The sequence below is a fragment of the Reichenbachiella sp. genome (assembly GCF_039941815.1).
GTDB lineage: Bacteria > Bacteroidota > Bacteroidia > Cytophagales > Cyclobacteriaceae > Reichenbachiella.
Map to the genome: position 1 here is coordinate 73355 of NZ_JBDVDW010000027.1, position 15999 is coordinate 89353.

Consider the following 15999-nt stretch of genomic DNA (forward strand, 5'->3'; position numbering starts at 1 on the left):
TCTTGGCTCATTCGAAGGCCTCATATCATAAACTAATAAACAAGTCATATTCATGAGTGAATCAACTTTAAACTTTCTTAACAACTGGAGAGCGGCGATGTTACTGCTTACCCCAATATCTGCCGCCATTGGTATTCTAATATTTGTATTCTACAAGATAAAACTATCCACCACCAAAGTCTACAAGGCAAAATATGATCTGGTCAGTAAGCATGAATATAAATTTCTGCTGAGCGCACATGTTTTCATAGCAGGAGCAATTTTTTTTGTTTGCAACACTTATGAAGCAGAGGGTCTGACTCACTCATTTATGTGGTTTTGGATTAGACTTTTCATTTCACTTTGTATAGGTGTGTTGTATGGCTATGTAGCTTTATTGATGCTCAAGTTTTACTACCCTACCCAGCAGGCCAAGCGACTCAAGGTGTATAGATATGCGCCAAGGGTTAACCCTAAGACAGGCAACAAAATGAAACTGCTAAGTGAGGAAGAAGAGGACGCTTATCTTGACGAGGGCATGCAAGCAGAAGAAGACGTTTTTTCGGTAGATTATGATGTATGGATAGATGAAGATACCGGAGATACTCATATAGAAAAGTATGAAGGCCGATTGCATGCAATGGAATGTGACCGATGTGGTTTTCAGACGCTCAAGCTGGAAAAGGAAGAGATCACAAAAGAAGTATCTGATCATGAAGATGGTGAGCTGATCAAGCATTATAAATGCACCTATTGCAAACGGATCAAAAGGAAAACTGTGAACTTGTCACATGAGAAGTCAGCCAGTGATTTTAAGATTACAGAATCAACAAAGCTGATTGAAGACCCGCTAAATATGGGAGCTAAAGTGATCCTGATTAAAATGGATATCCACATATCCGGAGGTCGTGTAGAAAGCTATGAGTTTCAAAACATGGTCGAAGCCCAGAAGTTCCTTAAGGAATTTGAATTGAGCAAGCTCGAAGAGGAGGAGCAAGCCTAACTATTTGAGATAGGATAAACAGAAAAGCCATCTCGCTCATGATAGATATCAGCGCGAGATGGCTTTTTTTATATTATAATAAGTCGACTTAAGACTTTGCTTCTGGCGAAACCACCGAAACAAAAGATCTGTTTTGTCTTCCTTTTCTGAATTCAACAACACCGTTGGTCAATGCAAACAAGGTATGATCTTTGCCAATACCTACATTCGCTCCTGGATGATGTTTAGTTCCTCTTTGTCTTACGATAATATTTCCAGCGACAATCTCTTGCCCTCCAAATATTTTCACTCCCAATCGCTTACTATGGGACTCTCTTCCGTTTTTCGAACTACCTGCTCCTTTCTTATGTGCCATGGTATCTTATTTAATATTTTCGATTAAAACTTTAGTCAATGGCTGTCTGTGGCCATTTTTTACCTTGTATCCTTTTCTTCTCTTTTTCTTGAAGACGATCACTTTGTCATCTTTCTCCTGAGCAAGGATTTTACCTGAAACCTTGGCACCCTTTACTGTAGGGGCACCTACTTTGACCTTTCCGTCATTGTCTATCAACAATACTCGGTCAAATTCTACGGAAGCGCCAGCTTCACCCTCCAAACGAGGAGTGTAAACGTACTGATCTTGCGTTACTTTGAACTGCTTACCGGCTATATCAACTATTGCGTACATAAATTTGTAATAAATCCAGTTTTAAAATTGGTCTGCAAAAGTAAAGTTTATCTGCAACATATCAAACCCTTTCACTAGCATTTTAACTGACATAAAAAAATTAAAAAAAATTCATTTTTTTTTCACCCTCGATTCAAGCTCATTTAAATACAAGTTATGATTTAAAATGAAGGCTTCCAAAGTGCTAATTTTCAACGGTTTAAATCTTTTTTTTGACTACCCCCAAATCCACATGTTGACTCTAAAATCACCTTGTCTTTTTACCTTCTTTTTTTCATATTTGTACTGCTTGTTCAAAGGACTCGACACACTAACGAACAAGTAATCCTATAGAAAAAAGAACACCACCGTCTTACCTTTGTGTGAGACACGAAAAAGGAGAATAATGACTGGCTTCAGTATCATTAGTCACGACTATTGTTTGTCCTTTTTTATAAGAAATGAAGTAAAAGCAAATGGCAAAAGACATCACGCAGGACGAACCTATACTCAAAGAGAACAAGGATAGGTTTGTACTATTTCCCATCGAAAAAGATGACATCTGGCAATTCTATAAGAAAGCAGAAGCCAGTTTTTGGACCGCAGAAGAAATTGACCTTAGTCAGGACCTAAAGGACTGGGAAAATCTAAATGATGGTGAACGGCATTTTGTGACCCATGTACTTGCATTTTTTGCAGCCAGTGATGGTATTGTAAATGAAAACCTTGCTGAGAATTTTGTATCTGAGGTTCAATACACTGAGGCAAAGTTCTTCTATGGGTTTCAAATCGCAATAGAAAACATTCACTCTGAGACTTATTCCTTATTAATAGACACCTACGTAAAGGACAATAAAGAAAAGGATAAACTTTTCCATGCAGTAGATACCATCCCTTGTGTAAAGAAAAAAGCAGACTGGGCACTACGGTGGATTGACAATGGCTCTTTTGCAGAGCGGTTAATTGCCTTTGCCGCAGTAGAAGGCATATTTTTCTCAGGTAGCTTCTGTTCGATTTTTTGGTTGAAAAAGAGAGGACTTATGCCTGGACTCACCTTTTCAAACGAATTGATCTCAAGAGATGAAGGGCTACACTGCGACTTTGCGTGCTTGCTGTACAACGATCACCTCATCAATAAACTACCTGTAGAGACGGTTCAGATGATCATAAAAGATGCAGTAGAAATAGAAAAAGAATTTGTAACTGACGCAATTCCAGTGAAGCTCATAGGAATGAATGCCGAACTAATGTGTCAGTATATTGAGTTTGTTGCTGATAGATTATTGATGGAGCTTGGAAGTGAGAAAGTCTATAATGCAACCAACCCATTTGATTTTATGGAAATGATTTCCCTACAAGGGAAAACTAATTTCTTTGAAAAGAGAGTGGCAGAGTATCAGAAGGCAGGAGTAATGAAAGAAGCGAGCGACGACTCCCCGAAATTTAGCTTGAACGAAGATTTTTAATATATATCCCCATATTTAATAACCCGATTGCCTTATGCTAGTATTAAAAAGAGACGGAAGGAGAGAATCCGTCAAATTTGACAAAGTCACAGCGAGAATTGAGAAGCTCTGCTACGGACTAAACACAAATTTCATTGAGCCTGTCGATATCGCTAAGAAAGTGATATCAGGTATATATGATGGTGTGACCACAGTAGAGTTGGATAATCTAGCTGCCGAAACTGCAGCTTCATTGACTACTGTACATCCTGATTTTGCTCAACTTGCTGCCAGAATCGCTATTTCCAACTTACATAAGACTACCAGCAAGTCTTTTTCCAATACGATGAAAAGGATGTATACCTACATCGATCCAAAAACGGGTGAAAATGCTTCGTTGCTGGCAAAAGATGTATATGGTATTATCAAAAAGAATGCGGCCCTATTAGATTCCTCTATTATCTACGATAGAGATTTCAGCTATGATTACTTCGGGTTTAAGACGCTGGAGCGCTCTTATCTGATGAAGCTGGATGGGCAAATTGTAGAACGCCCTCAGCACATGCTGATGCGTGTAGCAATCGGGATTCATAAGGAGGATATTGACGCAGCGATTGAAACTTACAACCTTCTTTCAGAAAAGTGGTTTACTCATGCCACTCCTACATTGTTCAACGCAGGAACACCGAAGCCACAATTGTCATCATGCTTCCTTCTTACTATGAAGGATGATAGTATCGACGGGATATATGATACTCTAAAACAAACGGCAAAAATCTCTCAATCAGCCGGTGGTATAGGACTAAGCATTCACAATGTAAGAGCCACGGGATCTTACATCAAAGGAACTAATGGCGTTTCTAACGGTATTGTTCCAATGCTGAGAAACTTCGACATGACTGCAAGATATGTGGATCAGGGAGGAGGAAAAAGAAAAGGAAGTTTTGCCATCTATCTGGAACCATGGCATGCGGATATTTTCGACTTTCTGGATCTCAAGAAAAATCATGGCAAGGAAGAACTAAGAGCAAGAGACTTGTTCTATGCGCTATGGGTGCCTGACCTGTTTATGAAGCGTGTAAGAGAAAACGGAGATTGGACGCTTATGTGTCCTAACGAATGCCCTGGATTGGCTGATGCCTATGGGGATGAGTTTGAGAAGCTATACGAACGATACGAGTCAGAAGGTAAAGGTAGAAAGACTATCAAGGCACAAGACCTTTGGTTTGAAGTGCTTGAGTCTCAAATCGAAACAGGAACCCCTTATATGCTCTATAAGGACGCCGCCAATAAAAAATCAAACCAGAAAAATCTGGGTACTATCAAGTCGAGTAACTTGTGTACTGAGATCATGGAGTATACTTCTCCAGATGAAGTGGCAGTGTGTAACCTTGCATCAATCGCACTTCCGATGTATATAACCGAAGATGGCATGTTTGATCATCAAAGGCTATATGATATTACTTATGTGATCACCAAAAATTTGAACAAGGTGATTGATGTAAACTACTACCCTGTACCTGAAGCTCGCAACTCAAACATGAAACACCGTCCGATTGGAATAGGTGTACAAGGATTGGCTGACACTTTCATCAAAATGAAAATGCCTTTCGATTCTGATGAGTCAAGACAGCTCAACAAAGAAATATTTGAGACGATCTATTTTGCCTCAATGACCGCGTCTAAAGATTTGGCTAAAGTGGATGGTGCCTATGAAACCTTCAAAGGATCGCCAGTTTCAAAAGGAATATTCCAATACGATATGTGGAATGTCACTCCTAGCGAAAGATGGGACTGGACCTCATTGAAGCAAGAAGTAAAAAAACACGGTGTAAGAAACTCATTGCTATTGGCTCCAATGCCTACAGCCTCGACTTCTCAAATTTTGGGTAACAATGAATGTTTCGAGCCATATACTTCTAACATTTATACCAGAAGAGTACTTTCAGGTGAGTTCATCGTTGTGAATAAGCACTTGATGAAAGATCTCATTGCTTTGAACCTTTGGGATGACAGTATGAAAAACAGAATCATGCAATCGAATGGTTCGGTTCAAAATATCCCTGAGATTCCTCAAAATATTAAGGACTTGTATAAAACTGTTTGGGAGATTTCTCAAAAAGCAATTATCGACATGTCAGCGGATCGTGGTGCTTATATCTGTCAGAGCCAAAGCTTAAACATCCACTTGCAAGAGCCAAACTTTGGAAAAATGACCTCTATGCACTTCTACGCATGGGAAAAAGGTCTCAAGACTGGAATGTATTATTTAAGAACCAAAGCGGCTGCGGATGCTATTAAGTTTACGGTATCTAAAGAGGAGAACAAAAACTTCATTCCTGCCAACGATAAGGAAGGTGAAGCTAATTCACAATTCGAATGTGTAGGGTGCGGTAGCTAAAACTTAGAAAAGTAAAATCAAAAATCCATTTCAGTTCTCTGGAATGGATTTTTTTATGCGTTATGATAAGTTAATAATTGATCGCCTTCTATCTCTTCTTCTGCAGAAGGTGCAAGAGCAAGCTCTGGAGCCTTGATCCCCTTTTCAAATCTGGTATCGCCAGTGAAAACCCTTGCCTCATCCCAATAATTGTTGTCTATTAGAGACTGTATCAAGAATGCACCTCCTTCAACGAGTACAGACTGGATCCCCCGCTGTCTCAAATCAAAAAATATTTCATCCAGCAGGTTTTTGTCCTCGAGCTTAACAAATTCAAGATTCTCTTCCTTGCTATTTGTTTTCAGATTATAACAAATAGTAGCCACCTCCTGATCAAACAGGTGCAACTTCTTATCCAAAGACAGCTGTTTGTCAATGACTATTCTGATGGGGTCACTCCCTCTCCAGTCTCTCACATTGAGGCTGGGGTTATCATACTTGGCTGTATTTGTACCAACCCAAATTGCATCCTCTTCTGAGCGCCACTTATGGACAAGCTTTCTGGACTTTTCATTGCTAATCCATTTTGAATCAAAATTCTCTCTGGCAATAAACCCATCCTGCGTCTGTGCCCATTTTAAGATTACATAAGGTCTCTTTCTCTCAACTCGGGTGAAAAATCGTTTATTTAATTTTCTGCCTTCTTCTGAAAGTACGCCTACCTCTACAGAAATCCCTGCTGCCTCTAGTTTTTTTATTCCTCCACCATCTACCAACGGAAAACTATCCTTGTTGGCAACTATTACTCGCTTGATCCGATGCTTGATCAATAAATCCGCACAGGGAGGCGTCTTACCGAAATGAGAGCAAGGCTCCAGTGTCACATAAGCAGTCGCTTCTCGTAGTAAAGCTTTATTTCTGACTTGTTCAATGGCATTTACTTCGGCATGAGCTTCGCCATATTTTTGATGCCATCCTTCGCCAATGATCTTATCATTGTGCACGATTACACAACCCACCATAGGATTGGGGCTTGCACTAGCTAAACCCTGGCTAGCCAATTCCAGCGCTCGTTGCATATAAATAAGATCTTTCTCCTTGCTCATTGGATTTTGTAGTCTATTCCGCAGCTAAAAATATCGCAGACAGCCAGAATCTATCCACACCGCCGATAGCATCAAATTTACACTGATTAATTATTTTTGCGGCATGGAGGAATACTTTCCGAGGAATACATTTCAAGATACTGTCGCTCTGTTAAATTCAGAGTTAGGACCTCAGGAAAGTCAAGCCCTCGCCTACATTATCCTTGATAAAATTTTTAGACTATCCAAAACAGACATCATTGTCAATCGGCAATTTTTCCCTGATAGCCTCCAGAAGAAAAAATACAACCTGCTCGTCAGACGACTCATTAACAATGAACCTATCCAATACATTTTTAAGGAGGCCGAATTCTATGGCCATAGATTCTATGTAGACAAAAATGTTTTGATTCCCAGGCAGGAAACAGAACTGCTAATTCAGATCATCGCCAATTACAGAAGGTGGAATACTCCTACGATGGCGGATATAGGTACGGGTTCTGGATGTATATCATGCGCTCTGGCACTAGCCATAGAACATTCTCAGCTGATCGGCTATGATATAAGCCAGGAGGCTCTCAAGATAGCTCAATACAATGCGGCAAGACTGGGTGCAAATGCCACTTTCGCCAAACTGGACATCCTTAAACAGGAACTACCCGACACAAAATTCGATCTAATCGTTAGCAACCCTCCTTATGTAATGAATAAGGAAAAGGCGGAGATGAATAAAAACGTATTGGAATTTGAGCCTGCGCTCGCATTATTTGTACCGGATGAAAATCCATTGCTGTTCTATAAAACTATAGTTGAAAAATCCCGACAAGCGCTGAAAGAAGACGGAGTGCTTTTTTTTGAAATCAATGAGCAGTTTGGCGCAGAGACGCTTTCTCTATTTGAGGAATCCGGTTTCACACAGCCAAAATTATATAAGGACCTCAATGACAAACAGAGGTTTGCATCGGCTGTCTTACAATAATTAACTATTTCTTAGCTGATTAGCCTGTTCGACGAAAGTCAAATATTTCGCCTTTAATTCCTCATTAGAAAAGGCCATTCGTGTCGTTCGGAATCTTTTCCATTTTCTGAGAAAGCCGTTGAGTGAAATCAGCGAGAGGATTGCCACAAGAACTCCAAGGACAGCAAAAGCCCATTCCTGAGAATAGTCCCAAATCCAAGAGCCCATGAGCCACCACCAGATTCCAAACCCAGCTAGTGCGAAACCAAACTTAAGAGAGGCCACAAATTCTATTTCTTTAATTTTTGTATTGACAAACCAATTGACTGGTAGAAGTACAGGTAAATTGAGTACTAACCCACAGAGTGCCAGTGGTGCTATAAAAAACATGGCTAACGTATCCATGGTACTGATTGGGCGAAATGGAAAGGAAATACCTGCTGCTTCAAGTTCCTTTTTTTGATCAAATATTTTGTTCAGCTTTTCAGAACGATCCTGTATTTCTGAGGCTCTTTGATTAATTGCTGTTGGCTCTATCAGGTCATGCGAATTTAGATCGTGGAAAAAAACAGCATCTAATCCGCTATATTCATCTCGATCCAGCGAGACGTGCACCTTGCTTATTGCATCTGTAATCTCTGTGGTCAACTTATTGTAATTCACCGGATTCTCTTCTTGCTGCTTTACGATAATGGGCTCACCAAAAACGATATGGACTGCAGATCTAAAACCGGTATGGTCCGAATAATTGACTCCGACGGGCACCACTGACACCTGCTTAGTCCCGCCAACAAAATTGACAGCACCTAGTGCTATACGCGTGATCCCCTTTTTGAGTACCCTGCGGTGCCGTCGTATATTGTGCTCTCCTTCGGGAAATAACATGACCGCATACTTTTTGGCCAAGGCTTCAAAACAAGCTCTAAAAATCTGCTGATTGGCTTCTAATGGATTCACACCATCTTGAGCTCGATAGACTGGCATCAAATTGAGTGAATTAAGAAAAAATTTAGCTACTCGATTATTAAAAACGCCCGCCCGCACTAGATAATGATCAAATCGCGTATTACTCGTAGTGATCAGCAGCGCATCGATAAAAGCGTTTTCATGATTCGACCCAAATATTATTGGCGTGTTTTTAGGGATGTTTTTTCTCCCACTGATTTTAATTTTTGAATAATAAAGATGAAGTCCAATCTTCACCAAAGTCCACATGGTATAGTACCAAATATATTTTATTACAATCATTTATTCGATGTGGTTGACGTAGTGCTCCCATTTGTCGATGACGGTTTTTAAGTCATCAGGAAGTTCTGAGTCGAATTGAACAAATTTATCAGTTGATGGGTGAATAAAACCCAATGATTTGGCGTGAAGAGCCTGCCTTGGGATAATCTTAAAACAGTTGTCGACGAACTGTTTGTATTTTGTAAAAGTTGTTCCCTTTATTATTTTGTCCCCCCCATAAGTAGCATCATTGAACATAGGGTGCCCGATATGTTTCATGTGTGCACGGATTTGATGTGTCCGCCCAGTCTCAAGATTACACTTGATCAGCGATACATAGCGCAGTCTTTTGATCACCTCATAGTGGGTGACTGCTCTCCGGCCAAAGTCCCCATCAGGGAAAGCTGCGGTGATCCGACGATCCTTCAGGCTTCTGCCAAGGTTGACATCTATAGTGCCTTTGTCATCTGATGGTTCGCCCCAAACCAGTGCGTAATAGGTACGTTCTATACTGTGATCGAAAAACTGCTTGGCCAAACTGGTCATGGCCTTTTCACTTTTAGCTATGACAAGCAGCCCTGAGGTGTCTTTATCTATTCGGTGTACGAGACCTGGCCGCCCGTCATTGTTGGGCATAGTAGGCAAATTTTCAAAATGATAAGCCAGTGCATTCACTAAAGTACCAGACCAGTTTTGATAGGCAGGATGGACTACCATACCTGGCTCTTTGTTGACCACGAGCAGATCGTCGTCTTCGTACACGATATTGATTTGGATATCTTCTGGTACAATATCAGTGTCTTTTGGCGGGTCTGGTAGGGCCACTATGACCACATCACCGGGGTGCACCTTATAGTTTGGTTTTATTTCAAGATCATTCACTTTGATGAAACCGTCCTTTATCCCTGCCTGCAATTTATTGCGTGTAACATTGGGTAATCGGTCCATCAGAAATTTATCCAGTCGCAGAATCTCTTGCTTTGGATCAGCCACAATTCTGAAATGTTCAAATAATTCTTCTTCTAAAGATTCCTCCTGCATAGTCGGCAAAGGTAAGTATTAGTTTTAGATATTTTGATTATCTTATAGCTGCTAAAATAAACATGATACAATGACAAATAAATCAGATTTTTCCAAGCTGCTTCTTAAAACAGTATTCTCTTTTATGACCTGTGATGGCCATATTGCCCCAAAAGAAATAGGTTTTATCAAAGAATTGGCGCGTGAAAAAGTGGATCTCGAAGGAATTGACGTCGACAAGGAATTGAATCAAATGGTTGAACTTATCAACTTAAAAGGATTAGATTTTTTCGATGATTATTTCAAAAAATTAAACAATTCTAGCCTGACCGAAGAGCAGGAAATCTTATTACTAGAGTCAGCAATTCATACCATTACGGCAGATGACAAGGTCAAGAGTGAAGAAATCAGTTTCCTTAAAATATTGAGGACAGCACTAAAATCTCCTGATGAAAAGATTCTTGCCAAATTTCCGAAAATTGGTAAAAACTTCATTCAAAAGGATGAACTCACCGATATCTATATAAAAGAATTGTACAGTAACTACTTCAAACAACAGAAGCTTCCAAATTTTGATCTTTCTCAGGTGCAGGACATTTCAGATTCTGTTGATTTTGGTAACAGCTCTTCTGATTAAGAAGCAACCAATTATTCGATTGTCTAATGAAAATGAAAGCACTCAGCATACGTGAAAAGTATACCATTGGTGGTATTCTTTTCGGCCTTTCATTTCCATTATTTTCTCAATTTTTGGATTGTTTGCTCAATGATTTGAGCTTCACTTGGACCAGTATTGCAATAATCCATCAACGAAATGTCATTCATTATGTAGTAGATACTGCTCCTGTAGTCTTGGGAGTAGCTGGATTCATGCTGGGCGTATCTCATCAAAAAAAGAATGATAGCAATCGCCAACTCAGAGAAATCAATGAATCATTGGATGCATTGACCTATAAAATAACGCATGATCTACTGGGACCGGCACTCAACGTAAAGGCGCTAACAGAAATTCTCCACCAATCAAAAAACAACTTACCTGAAGACAAGCAGGCGGAAATACTCAGCAAAGTACATGAGTCAATCAATAATTGGCTTCTAACTTTTGAAGATTTTATGTCTCTACTTCGTCATGAAAAGTCTGGAGCTTTAGAGCAAAACAATTGTGAATTGTCTGATATCATAGCCGAATTAGAAGAGGCTTTGTCGCTTGAAATAGAACAATCCGGGGCTAAAATCTATAGCGACTTCTCAGAGAGTCCAACAGTCTATGCTTCGGCTGGCTACCTCATTAGCATATTTAAAAATCTACTGACAAATGCCATCAAGTATGCTCATTCAGAACGAAAGCCGGTAATTCACATCACATCCGTAAGACATGAGAACATGGTCAGGATTACCTTTCAAGACAATGGATCTGGAATTGATCTTACAGTCAATGGTAACAAGCTCTTTATGCTTTTTGAACGCTTTGAGTCTTCATCAGGCAAACCAGGCTCGGGCATTGGTCTCTATCTTGTAAAACAGCAAGTAGAAAAAAATAACGGTTCAATAGAGGTGCATAGCACTCCTGATAAGGGCACAACTTTCATCATTCACTTACCTATTCATTCCAAATCATAATGTTAGACATCAACATAATATCAACAGTGCTTCTCGTGGACGACGACCCCACCTCAATCTTCTTGCAACAGCACCTGCTCACAGATGTATGCAACTACAACGGGAAAATTCATGAATGCCATAACGGAAAAATGGCGTTGGACTACTTGGAAAATAAAGGTGACTTTGCTGAGAATGGAACCAGCTATCCAAAGCCTGATCTGATTTTATTGGATATCAACATGCCAGTAATGAATGGGTTTGAATTCCTGGATGCTTATAAATTATTACCGAAGGAGCTAAAAGGTGGTATTGTCATTTCAATGTTGACAAGTTCGCTCAACAAGCTGGACAAAGATAAAGCCGAGAAATATCAAGATGTATCAGACTTCATCATTAAGCCGATCACGCGAGATCAACTGCTTGGAATTGTTGAAAAGCATTTTAAACACACTGGGCCATAAGGTTCATCAGCCACCAGGTTTGGCTTATTGTTTATACTTATCGGGATCTACATATTCCGTCCTTCTCTGCTCAGACACTTTCTCGAAAGTAGGTATCTCTACTTTTTCAAAATAATCATCAAAAAGCTGGCTTAGGTATTTATGCCCGAAAATATCACTTTCGAGAAATTCGTCTGGTAGATTTGGATTGAGCTTAACGATTTGATCGTCTGATACACTAAGCAGAGACCTGAAAATCCTAAAAAACTTGACCTCATTATAATCCAGCCTACCATCGGCATAGAGTGTTTTCACAGCCATTTCTATCAGTCGCAATTCTTGTTCCTGCTTTAGGTCTGCTTTTTTCAAAACCTTTAGGTAGTCTTTCAAAAAACCCATTCCCATAGAATTGATCACTTCGATAAGAAAATCCAATTCCGTATCAATATCTATATCTCCAAAGGCGTTCTCCTCTTCAGCCATCTTTCTGATCAGCGCTACTTCATTAGGCGCAATGTGTCCGTCGCAGGTCATAAAAGAAAAAGCAGTTTTCAACAAGACCTTGTTGAAATCATATATGTTGTTTTGGCTATCTCGCAAAGCCTGATTGCTTACCCAATCATGTATGCCTTCGATATTGTCATCTATTCTCTTGAGAATTTGATCATCGCTGCTGATTTCTTTTGCGCTATTGAGTATCTCTAAAGAATTAGCTTCAGAAAAATCTGAATTGTCTTTGATGGCTTTGAAATAATCAATCCCACACTGCAGCAGTTCGGTTGCCAGCTGATTGCCTATTGATAGATACCGCACATCTTCTGCACCAATCATTGACTTCAAACCGTCCAATTCTTTTTTGGTATTAAACAGCAATTCAGTGCCTAGTTCATAGGCATTTAATCTATTTTTTCTTCGTTCAGCTTTGGTCTGTTCTATTTTAGACGCTATCGATCGGGTAAGATTTTCGGCCATTTCTTAGATTTCGATGAGTTATTAATTTGATCTCAATTATTGAGTTCGTTCACAACCAACACAGTCAATATTATGTTGGTTCTACAAATTAATAAAAAATATGATCCCCTGCCTATTTGGGAGATTGCTTTCGCTAATGCTTACTACTTTTGAGGCATGTTTGATCGCCTACCACCGACTGTGCTGACACCCCTTCTGCTTCCAGAATTTATTGAAAGAAAAATAGAGGTTTGGATCAAAAGAGAAGATTTAATCGACCCTGAGATCTCAGGAAATAAATGGCGAAAGCTAAAACACAATTTAATAGAAGCAAAAAACCAAGGGCGAAAAACCCTATTGACCTTTGGTGGTGCATATTCCAATCATATAGTAGCCACAGCAGCAGCATGCAATCGTTTTGGGTTCCAGGCGATTGGTATCATCCGAGGGGATGAGCTCAATAGCACGTCTAATCCCACGCTGCAAAAAGCCAGCGCCTACGGCATGGAGCTCATATTTGTATCCAGAGATCAGTATAAAAACCGCAATGACCCTACTTGGCTCAAATTCTTAGAAAAAAGACACGCTGCTTTTGTGATCCCCGAAGGAGGGTCTAATGCACTGGCTCTCAAAGGAGTGGCTGAATTGACGGAAGAAATTTCCATCAATTTTGACTACATTATTTGTCCTGTAGGTACAGGCGGAACCCTTGCCGGAATAATTCAGGGAATTGAAGAAGGCCAAACAGCCTATGGTATCAGTTGCCTAAAAGGTGAAAGTTATCTTGAGGATGAAGTTAGCAGTCTGGCTGGAAACAGTTCTCGGTGGAGGATCAATCACAACTATCATTTCGGTGGATATGCCAAGTTTGATCATGATCTGATTAGCTTTATCAACAGATTTAGAGCAGAAACCAGCATCCCCTTAGACCCTATATATACCGGCAAAATGATGTACGGTCTTATAGACTTAGTCAAAAATAATACGTTTGACAGCGGAAGCCGTATAATCTGCGTACACACAGGCGGGATTCAAGGTATCGCTGGGTTCAACAAAAAACACGATGATCTAATAGAAGTATGAGTTTGAATAAAAATTTTAAAGATTGGTTGTTTATTGTCAGTGTTTGGACACTGGCTTCATTAAGCGTAACCGCCACTGGGGTGTTTTTCCAACGCTTGATCCTAAGACTTCTTGAAATAGATACTGCCGACGTCAATCAGCAATTTATGGAGTACATAGATTCTGGCTATCAATATCTCGAAGGTTCGCTTTTTGGATTCCTCTTTGGCACTGTATTTTTCCTAATCTATTGGCTATCTGAAAATACTAAACTTCGGAATCAATCCTTTGGGAGAATTATGTTGGTTAAAACCATCTTGTATACAATAGGCTTTGTTGTGGTATTTACTTGCGTTTTTTTAATTCTCAAATTGCTAGGCATATCCCCAATCAAGGAGACGGAAAAATTCGTTGTTTTATTTCTTGACAATCAGTTTTACATCGCAATTAGTTCATTCATTATTCTCTACTCCATCATCGTCAATTTTATACTGGAGGTGAGTAAAAAATTCGGGCCGGGCAATCTCTGGAATATGTTTACCGGCAAGTACCACAAACCAATAATCGAAGACAGGATTTTTATGTTTTTGGATCTAAAGGACTCTACAGCCTATGCGGAAAAATTGGGGCACATCAAGTATTCTAATCTGATCCAGGCCTGTTTTCTTTATCTCAACGAGATCGTATTCAAGCATAAGGCACAAATCTACCAGTATGTCGGTGACGAAGCGGTTCTAACCTGGGATTCTTCAGATCCTGACGCAGCCAGATTGTGTATGGAAATGTTTTTTGCCTTCAAGGAAAAACTAAACACCAAGGCCGATAAATTCGAAAAAGAATTTGGATTTGTACCTGAGTTCAAAGCCGGAATCAATGAAGGGCCTGTGACGGTGGCTGAAGTAGGTTATATCAAAAGAGAGATTGCCTATCATGGCGATGTCCTAAATACGGGATCGCGCATTCAATCCATGTGCAATCAAATGGGCAAAAGTCTGCTTGTCTCTGAACTATTTGCTAAACAGACAGCCAATTTTGAGCGCGTCAAACAAGAACTCATGGGGGAGATCATGCTCAAAGGAAAGCAACAAGCAGTTAATATTTATTCCCTGGAAAGGGCATAAAAAAACCCGCCGACTGCGGGTTTTTTATAACGTAGATTGTGTGTTTTTATCTTGTAACTGTTCCTGAAGGATAAGTAGAAGAGGCTATGTTATCCATGGTCTGGAATGTATGATCTGCCAAATCTGAAGGTACTTCGCCTGCTAAAGGCTTCAATACAAACGGTGAGGTGCTGTTGTCCGGCACTGGCTCAATACTTACCACGATAGTCGCTCCTTTGAGATCTGTAGGGAAAGTCATACCTGTTGGCGCGTTTTGAATGAAATCTTCGCCTGGAAAAGCAGGCCCATCTCCATCATCACCTTTGAAGCTAGTGGTAGTAGCATTCGCATCGAACCCAGCGGCCATATCAAAAGTACCAGTAGATACTGGAGTCCCTCCAATTACTGCCCAGCCTTCATACGTCCATCCATCTTGGTTACTTAGGTCTGGAAGATTGGTCAATCCTATAGCTGCAGATCCTGAGGAATTATCTAAAAACCAAACACCGCTAGCTTCATCCGAATCATCAGTAGTAGTCGGTGTGGCAAGAATATACCCCCCTGTGACACTGCTAAATCCTGTTCCAAAAGCTGCTGCATGCATGATACTGGCCGAAGCAGAGTTGCCTGAAAAATCACCACCCAATATTTTAGTAGCGCTAGGTGATGGATCAGAATCTGGTGATGGCTCTATACTCAATACAAATGTAGTAGCGGCATCTAACATCGCTGATTCTAATTCAAATGTTGAAGCTGAAAGCGCTCCATCATCATCTACTGAAAAGGTACCTGTAGAAACTGGTGATCCATCTACAATAACCCAACCCTCATACAAATAGTCATCTCCCAAATTGCTCAATCCGGAAATATCTAATGTCAAGTTTCCTGTGTTGTCATCGTCGTCATCGCATGAATAGAAGGCGACAGTAACGGCTAATAATGTGAATAATACTTTTTTCATGTGATTATACCTTAGTTTTTAAAATTTCTAAAACAAAGATTAGAAGAGAGTATCACGGGAATATCACAACGGTATAAAGTAAGTGTACTGATTTGGGTATTTGACAGAAGGCTTACCTAAATCAATATTTTACGTAA

At 40.0% G+C, this 15999-nt stretch carries 16 protein-coding genes; 9 read left to right on the forward strand and 7 right to left on the reverse strand.

Features of this window, described 5'->3' with window-relative positions; all coding sequences use genetic code 11:
* Positions 1 to 52: 52 nt before the first annotated feature.
* On the forward strand, positions 53 to 982 hold the full coding sequence (locus ABJF11_RS06125; protein ID WP_348118799.1) for a hypothetical protein: 930 nt from the start codon (positions 53 to 55) through the stop codon (positions 980 to 982).
* Between the two features lie 88 nt (positions 983 to 1070).
* Here ABJF11_RS06125 and rpmA read toward each other — a convergent pair whose 3' ends face one another.
* Together rpmA and rplU are read right to left on the reverse strand one after the other, a co-directional pair.
* On the reverse strand, positions 1071 to 1337 hold the full coding sequence (gene rpmA, locus ABJF11_RS06130; RefSeq protein ID WP_348118800.1) for a 50S ribosomal protein L27: 267 nt from the start codon (positions 1335 to 1337) through the stop codon (positions 1071 to 1073).
* Between the two features lie 6 nt (positions 1338 to 1343).
* Positions 1344 to 1652 carry a 50S ribosomal protein L21 gene (rplU, locus tag ABJF11_RS06135; RefSeq protein WP_348118801.1) on the reverse strand — a complete coding sequence of 103 codons (309 nt, stop codon included), beginning with the start codon at positions 1650 to 1652 and terminating at the stop codon, positions 1344 to 1346.
* Positions 1653 to 2107: 455 nt separating this feature from the next.
* On the opposite strand from rplU, the gene ABJF11_RS06140 reads away from it, so the two are divergent.
* Together ABJF11_RS06140 and ABJF11_RS06145 are read left to right on the forward strand one after the other, a co-directional pair.
* Complete coding sequence (locus ABJF11_RS06140) at positions 2108 to 3097, forward strand: ribonucleoside-diphosphate reductase small subunit (RefSeq protein ID WP_348118802.1); 990 nt, start codon at positions 2108 to 2110, stop codon at positions 3095 to 3097.
* A gap of 34 nt (positions 3098 to 3131) precedes the next feature.
* Positions 3132 to 5477, forward strand: coding sequence for a ribonucleoside-diphosphate reductase subunit alpha (locus tag ABJF11_RS06145; RefSeq protein ID WP_348118803.1), 2346 nt, complete (start codon positions 3132 to 3134; stop codon positions 5475 to 5477).
* Positions 5478 to 5530: 53 nt separating this feature from the next.
* Here ABJF11_RS06145 and ribD read toward each other — a convergent pair whose 3' ends face one another.
* On the reverse strand, positions 5531 to 6562 hold the full coding sequence (gene ribD, locus ABJF11_RS06150) for a bifunctional diaminohydroxyphosphoribosylaminopyrimidine deaminase/5-amino-6-(5-phosphoribosylamino)uracil reductase RibD (protein ID WP_348118805.1): 1032 nt from the start codon (positions 6560 to 6562) through the stop codon (positions 5531 to 5533).
* Between the two features lie 103 nt (positions 6563 to 6665).
* Between ribD and prmC the strand changes: the two genes are divergently transcribed.
* Positions 6666 to 7520, forward strand: coding sequence for a peptide chain release factor N(5)-glutamine methyltransferase (gene prmC, locus ABJF11_RS06155; protein ID WP_348118806.1), 855 nt, complete (start codon positions 6666 to 6668; stop codon positions 7518 to 7520).
* Here the strand turns inward: prmC and ABJF11_RS06160 are convergent, their stop codons facing one another.
* Together ABJF11_RS06160 and ABJF11_RS06165 are read right to left on the reverse strand one after the other, a co-directional pair.
* Positions 7521 to 8747, reverse strand: a complete 1227-nt coding sequence (locus ABJF11_RS06160; protein ID WP_348118807.1) for a lysophospholipid acyltransferase family protein — start codon at positions 8745 to 8747, stop codon at positions 7521 to 7523.
* Positions 8748 to 9767: an RluA family pseudouridine synthase gene (locus tag ABJF11_RS06165; protein WP_348118808.1), complete on the reverse strand. Its 1020-nt coding sequence runs from the start codon at positions 9765 to 9767 to the stop codon at positions 8748 to 8750.
* A gap of 70 nt (positions 9768 to 9837) precedes the next feature.
* On the opposite strand from ABJF11_RS06165, the gene ABJF11_RS06170 reads away from it, so the two are divergent.
* The 3 genes from ABJF11_RS06170 to ABJF11_RS06180 are packed head-to-tail and all read left to right on the forward strand — an operon-like array spanning position 9838 to position 11809.
* Positions 9838 to 10383, forward strand: coding sequence for a hypothetical protein (locus ABJF11_RS06170; RefSeq protein WP_348118809.1), 546 nt, complete (start codon positions 9838 to 9840; stop codon positions 10381 to 10383).
* A gap of 26 nt (positions 10384 to 10409) precedes the next feature.
* Positions 10410 to 11366: a HAMP domain-containing sensor histidine kinase gene (locus ABJF11_RS06175; RefSeq protein ID WP_348118810.1), complete on the forward strand. Its 957-nt coding sequence runs from the start codon at positions 10410 to 10412 to the stop codon at positions 11364 to 11366.
* Positions 11366 to 11809: a response regulator gene (locus ABJF11_RS06180; protein ID WP_348118811.1), complete on the forward strand. Its 444-nt coding sequence runs from the start codon at positions 11366 to 11368 to the stop codon at positions 11807 to 11809. Before ABJF11_RS06175 ends, ABJF11_RS06180 begins: the two co-directional genes overlap by 1 nt.
* Before the next feature lie 24 nt (positions 11810 to 11833).
* On the opposite strand, the gene ABJF11_RS06185 is transcribed toward ABJF11_RS06180, so the two are convergent.
* Positions 11834 to 12760, reverse strand: coding sequence for a TerB family tellurite resistance protein (locus tag ABJF11_RS06185; protein ID WP_348118812.1), 927 nt, complete (start codon positions 12758 to 12760; stop codon positions 11834 to 11836).
* Positions 12761 to 12916: 156 nt separating this feature from the next.
* Between ABJF11_RS06185 and ABJF11_RS06190 the strand changes: the two genes are divergently transcribed.
* Together ABJF11_RS06190 and ABJF11_RS06195 are read left to right on the forward strand one after the other, a co-directional pair.
* A complete protein-coding gene (locus ABJF11_RS06190) occupies positions 12917 to 13822 on the forward strand; it encodes a pyridoxal-phosphate dependent enzyme (RefSeq protein ID WP_348118813.1) in 906 nt (301 codons plus the stop codon).
* Positions 13819 to 14922, forward strand: a complete 1104-nt coding sequence (locus ABJF11_RS06195; protein WP_348118814.1) for an adenylate/guanylate cyclase domain-containing protein — start codon at positions 13819 to 13821, stop codon at positions 14920 to 14922. Before ABJF11_RS06190 ends, ABJF11_RS06195 begins: the two co-directional genes overlap by 4 nt.
* A 46-nt stretch (positions 14923 to 14968) precedes the next feature.
* Here the strand turns inward: ABJF11_RS06195 and ABJF11_RS06200 are convergent, their stop codons facing one another.
* Positions 14969 to 15862: an anti-sigma factor gene (locus ABJF11_RS06200; RefSeq protein ID WP_348118816.1), complete on the reverse strand. Its 894-nt coding sequence runs from the start codon at positions 15860 to 15862 to the stop codon at positions 14969 to 14971.
* Positions 15863 to 15999 lie beyond the last annotated feature (137 nt).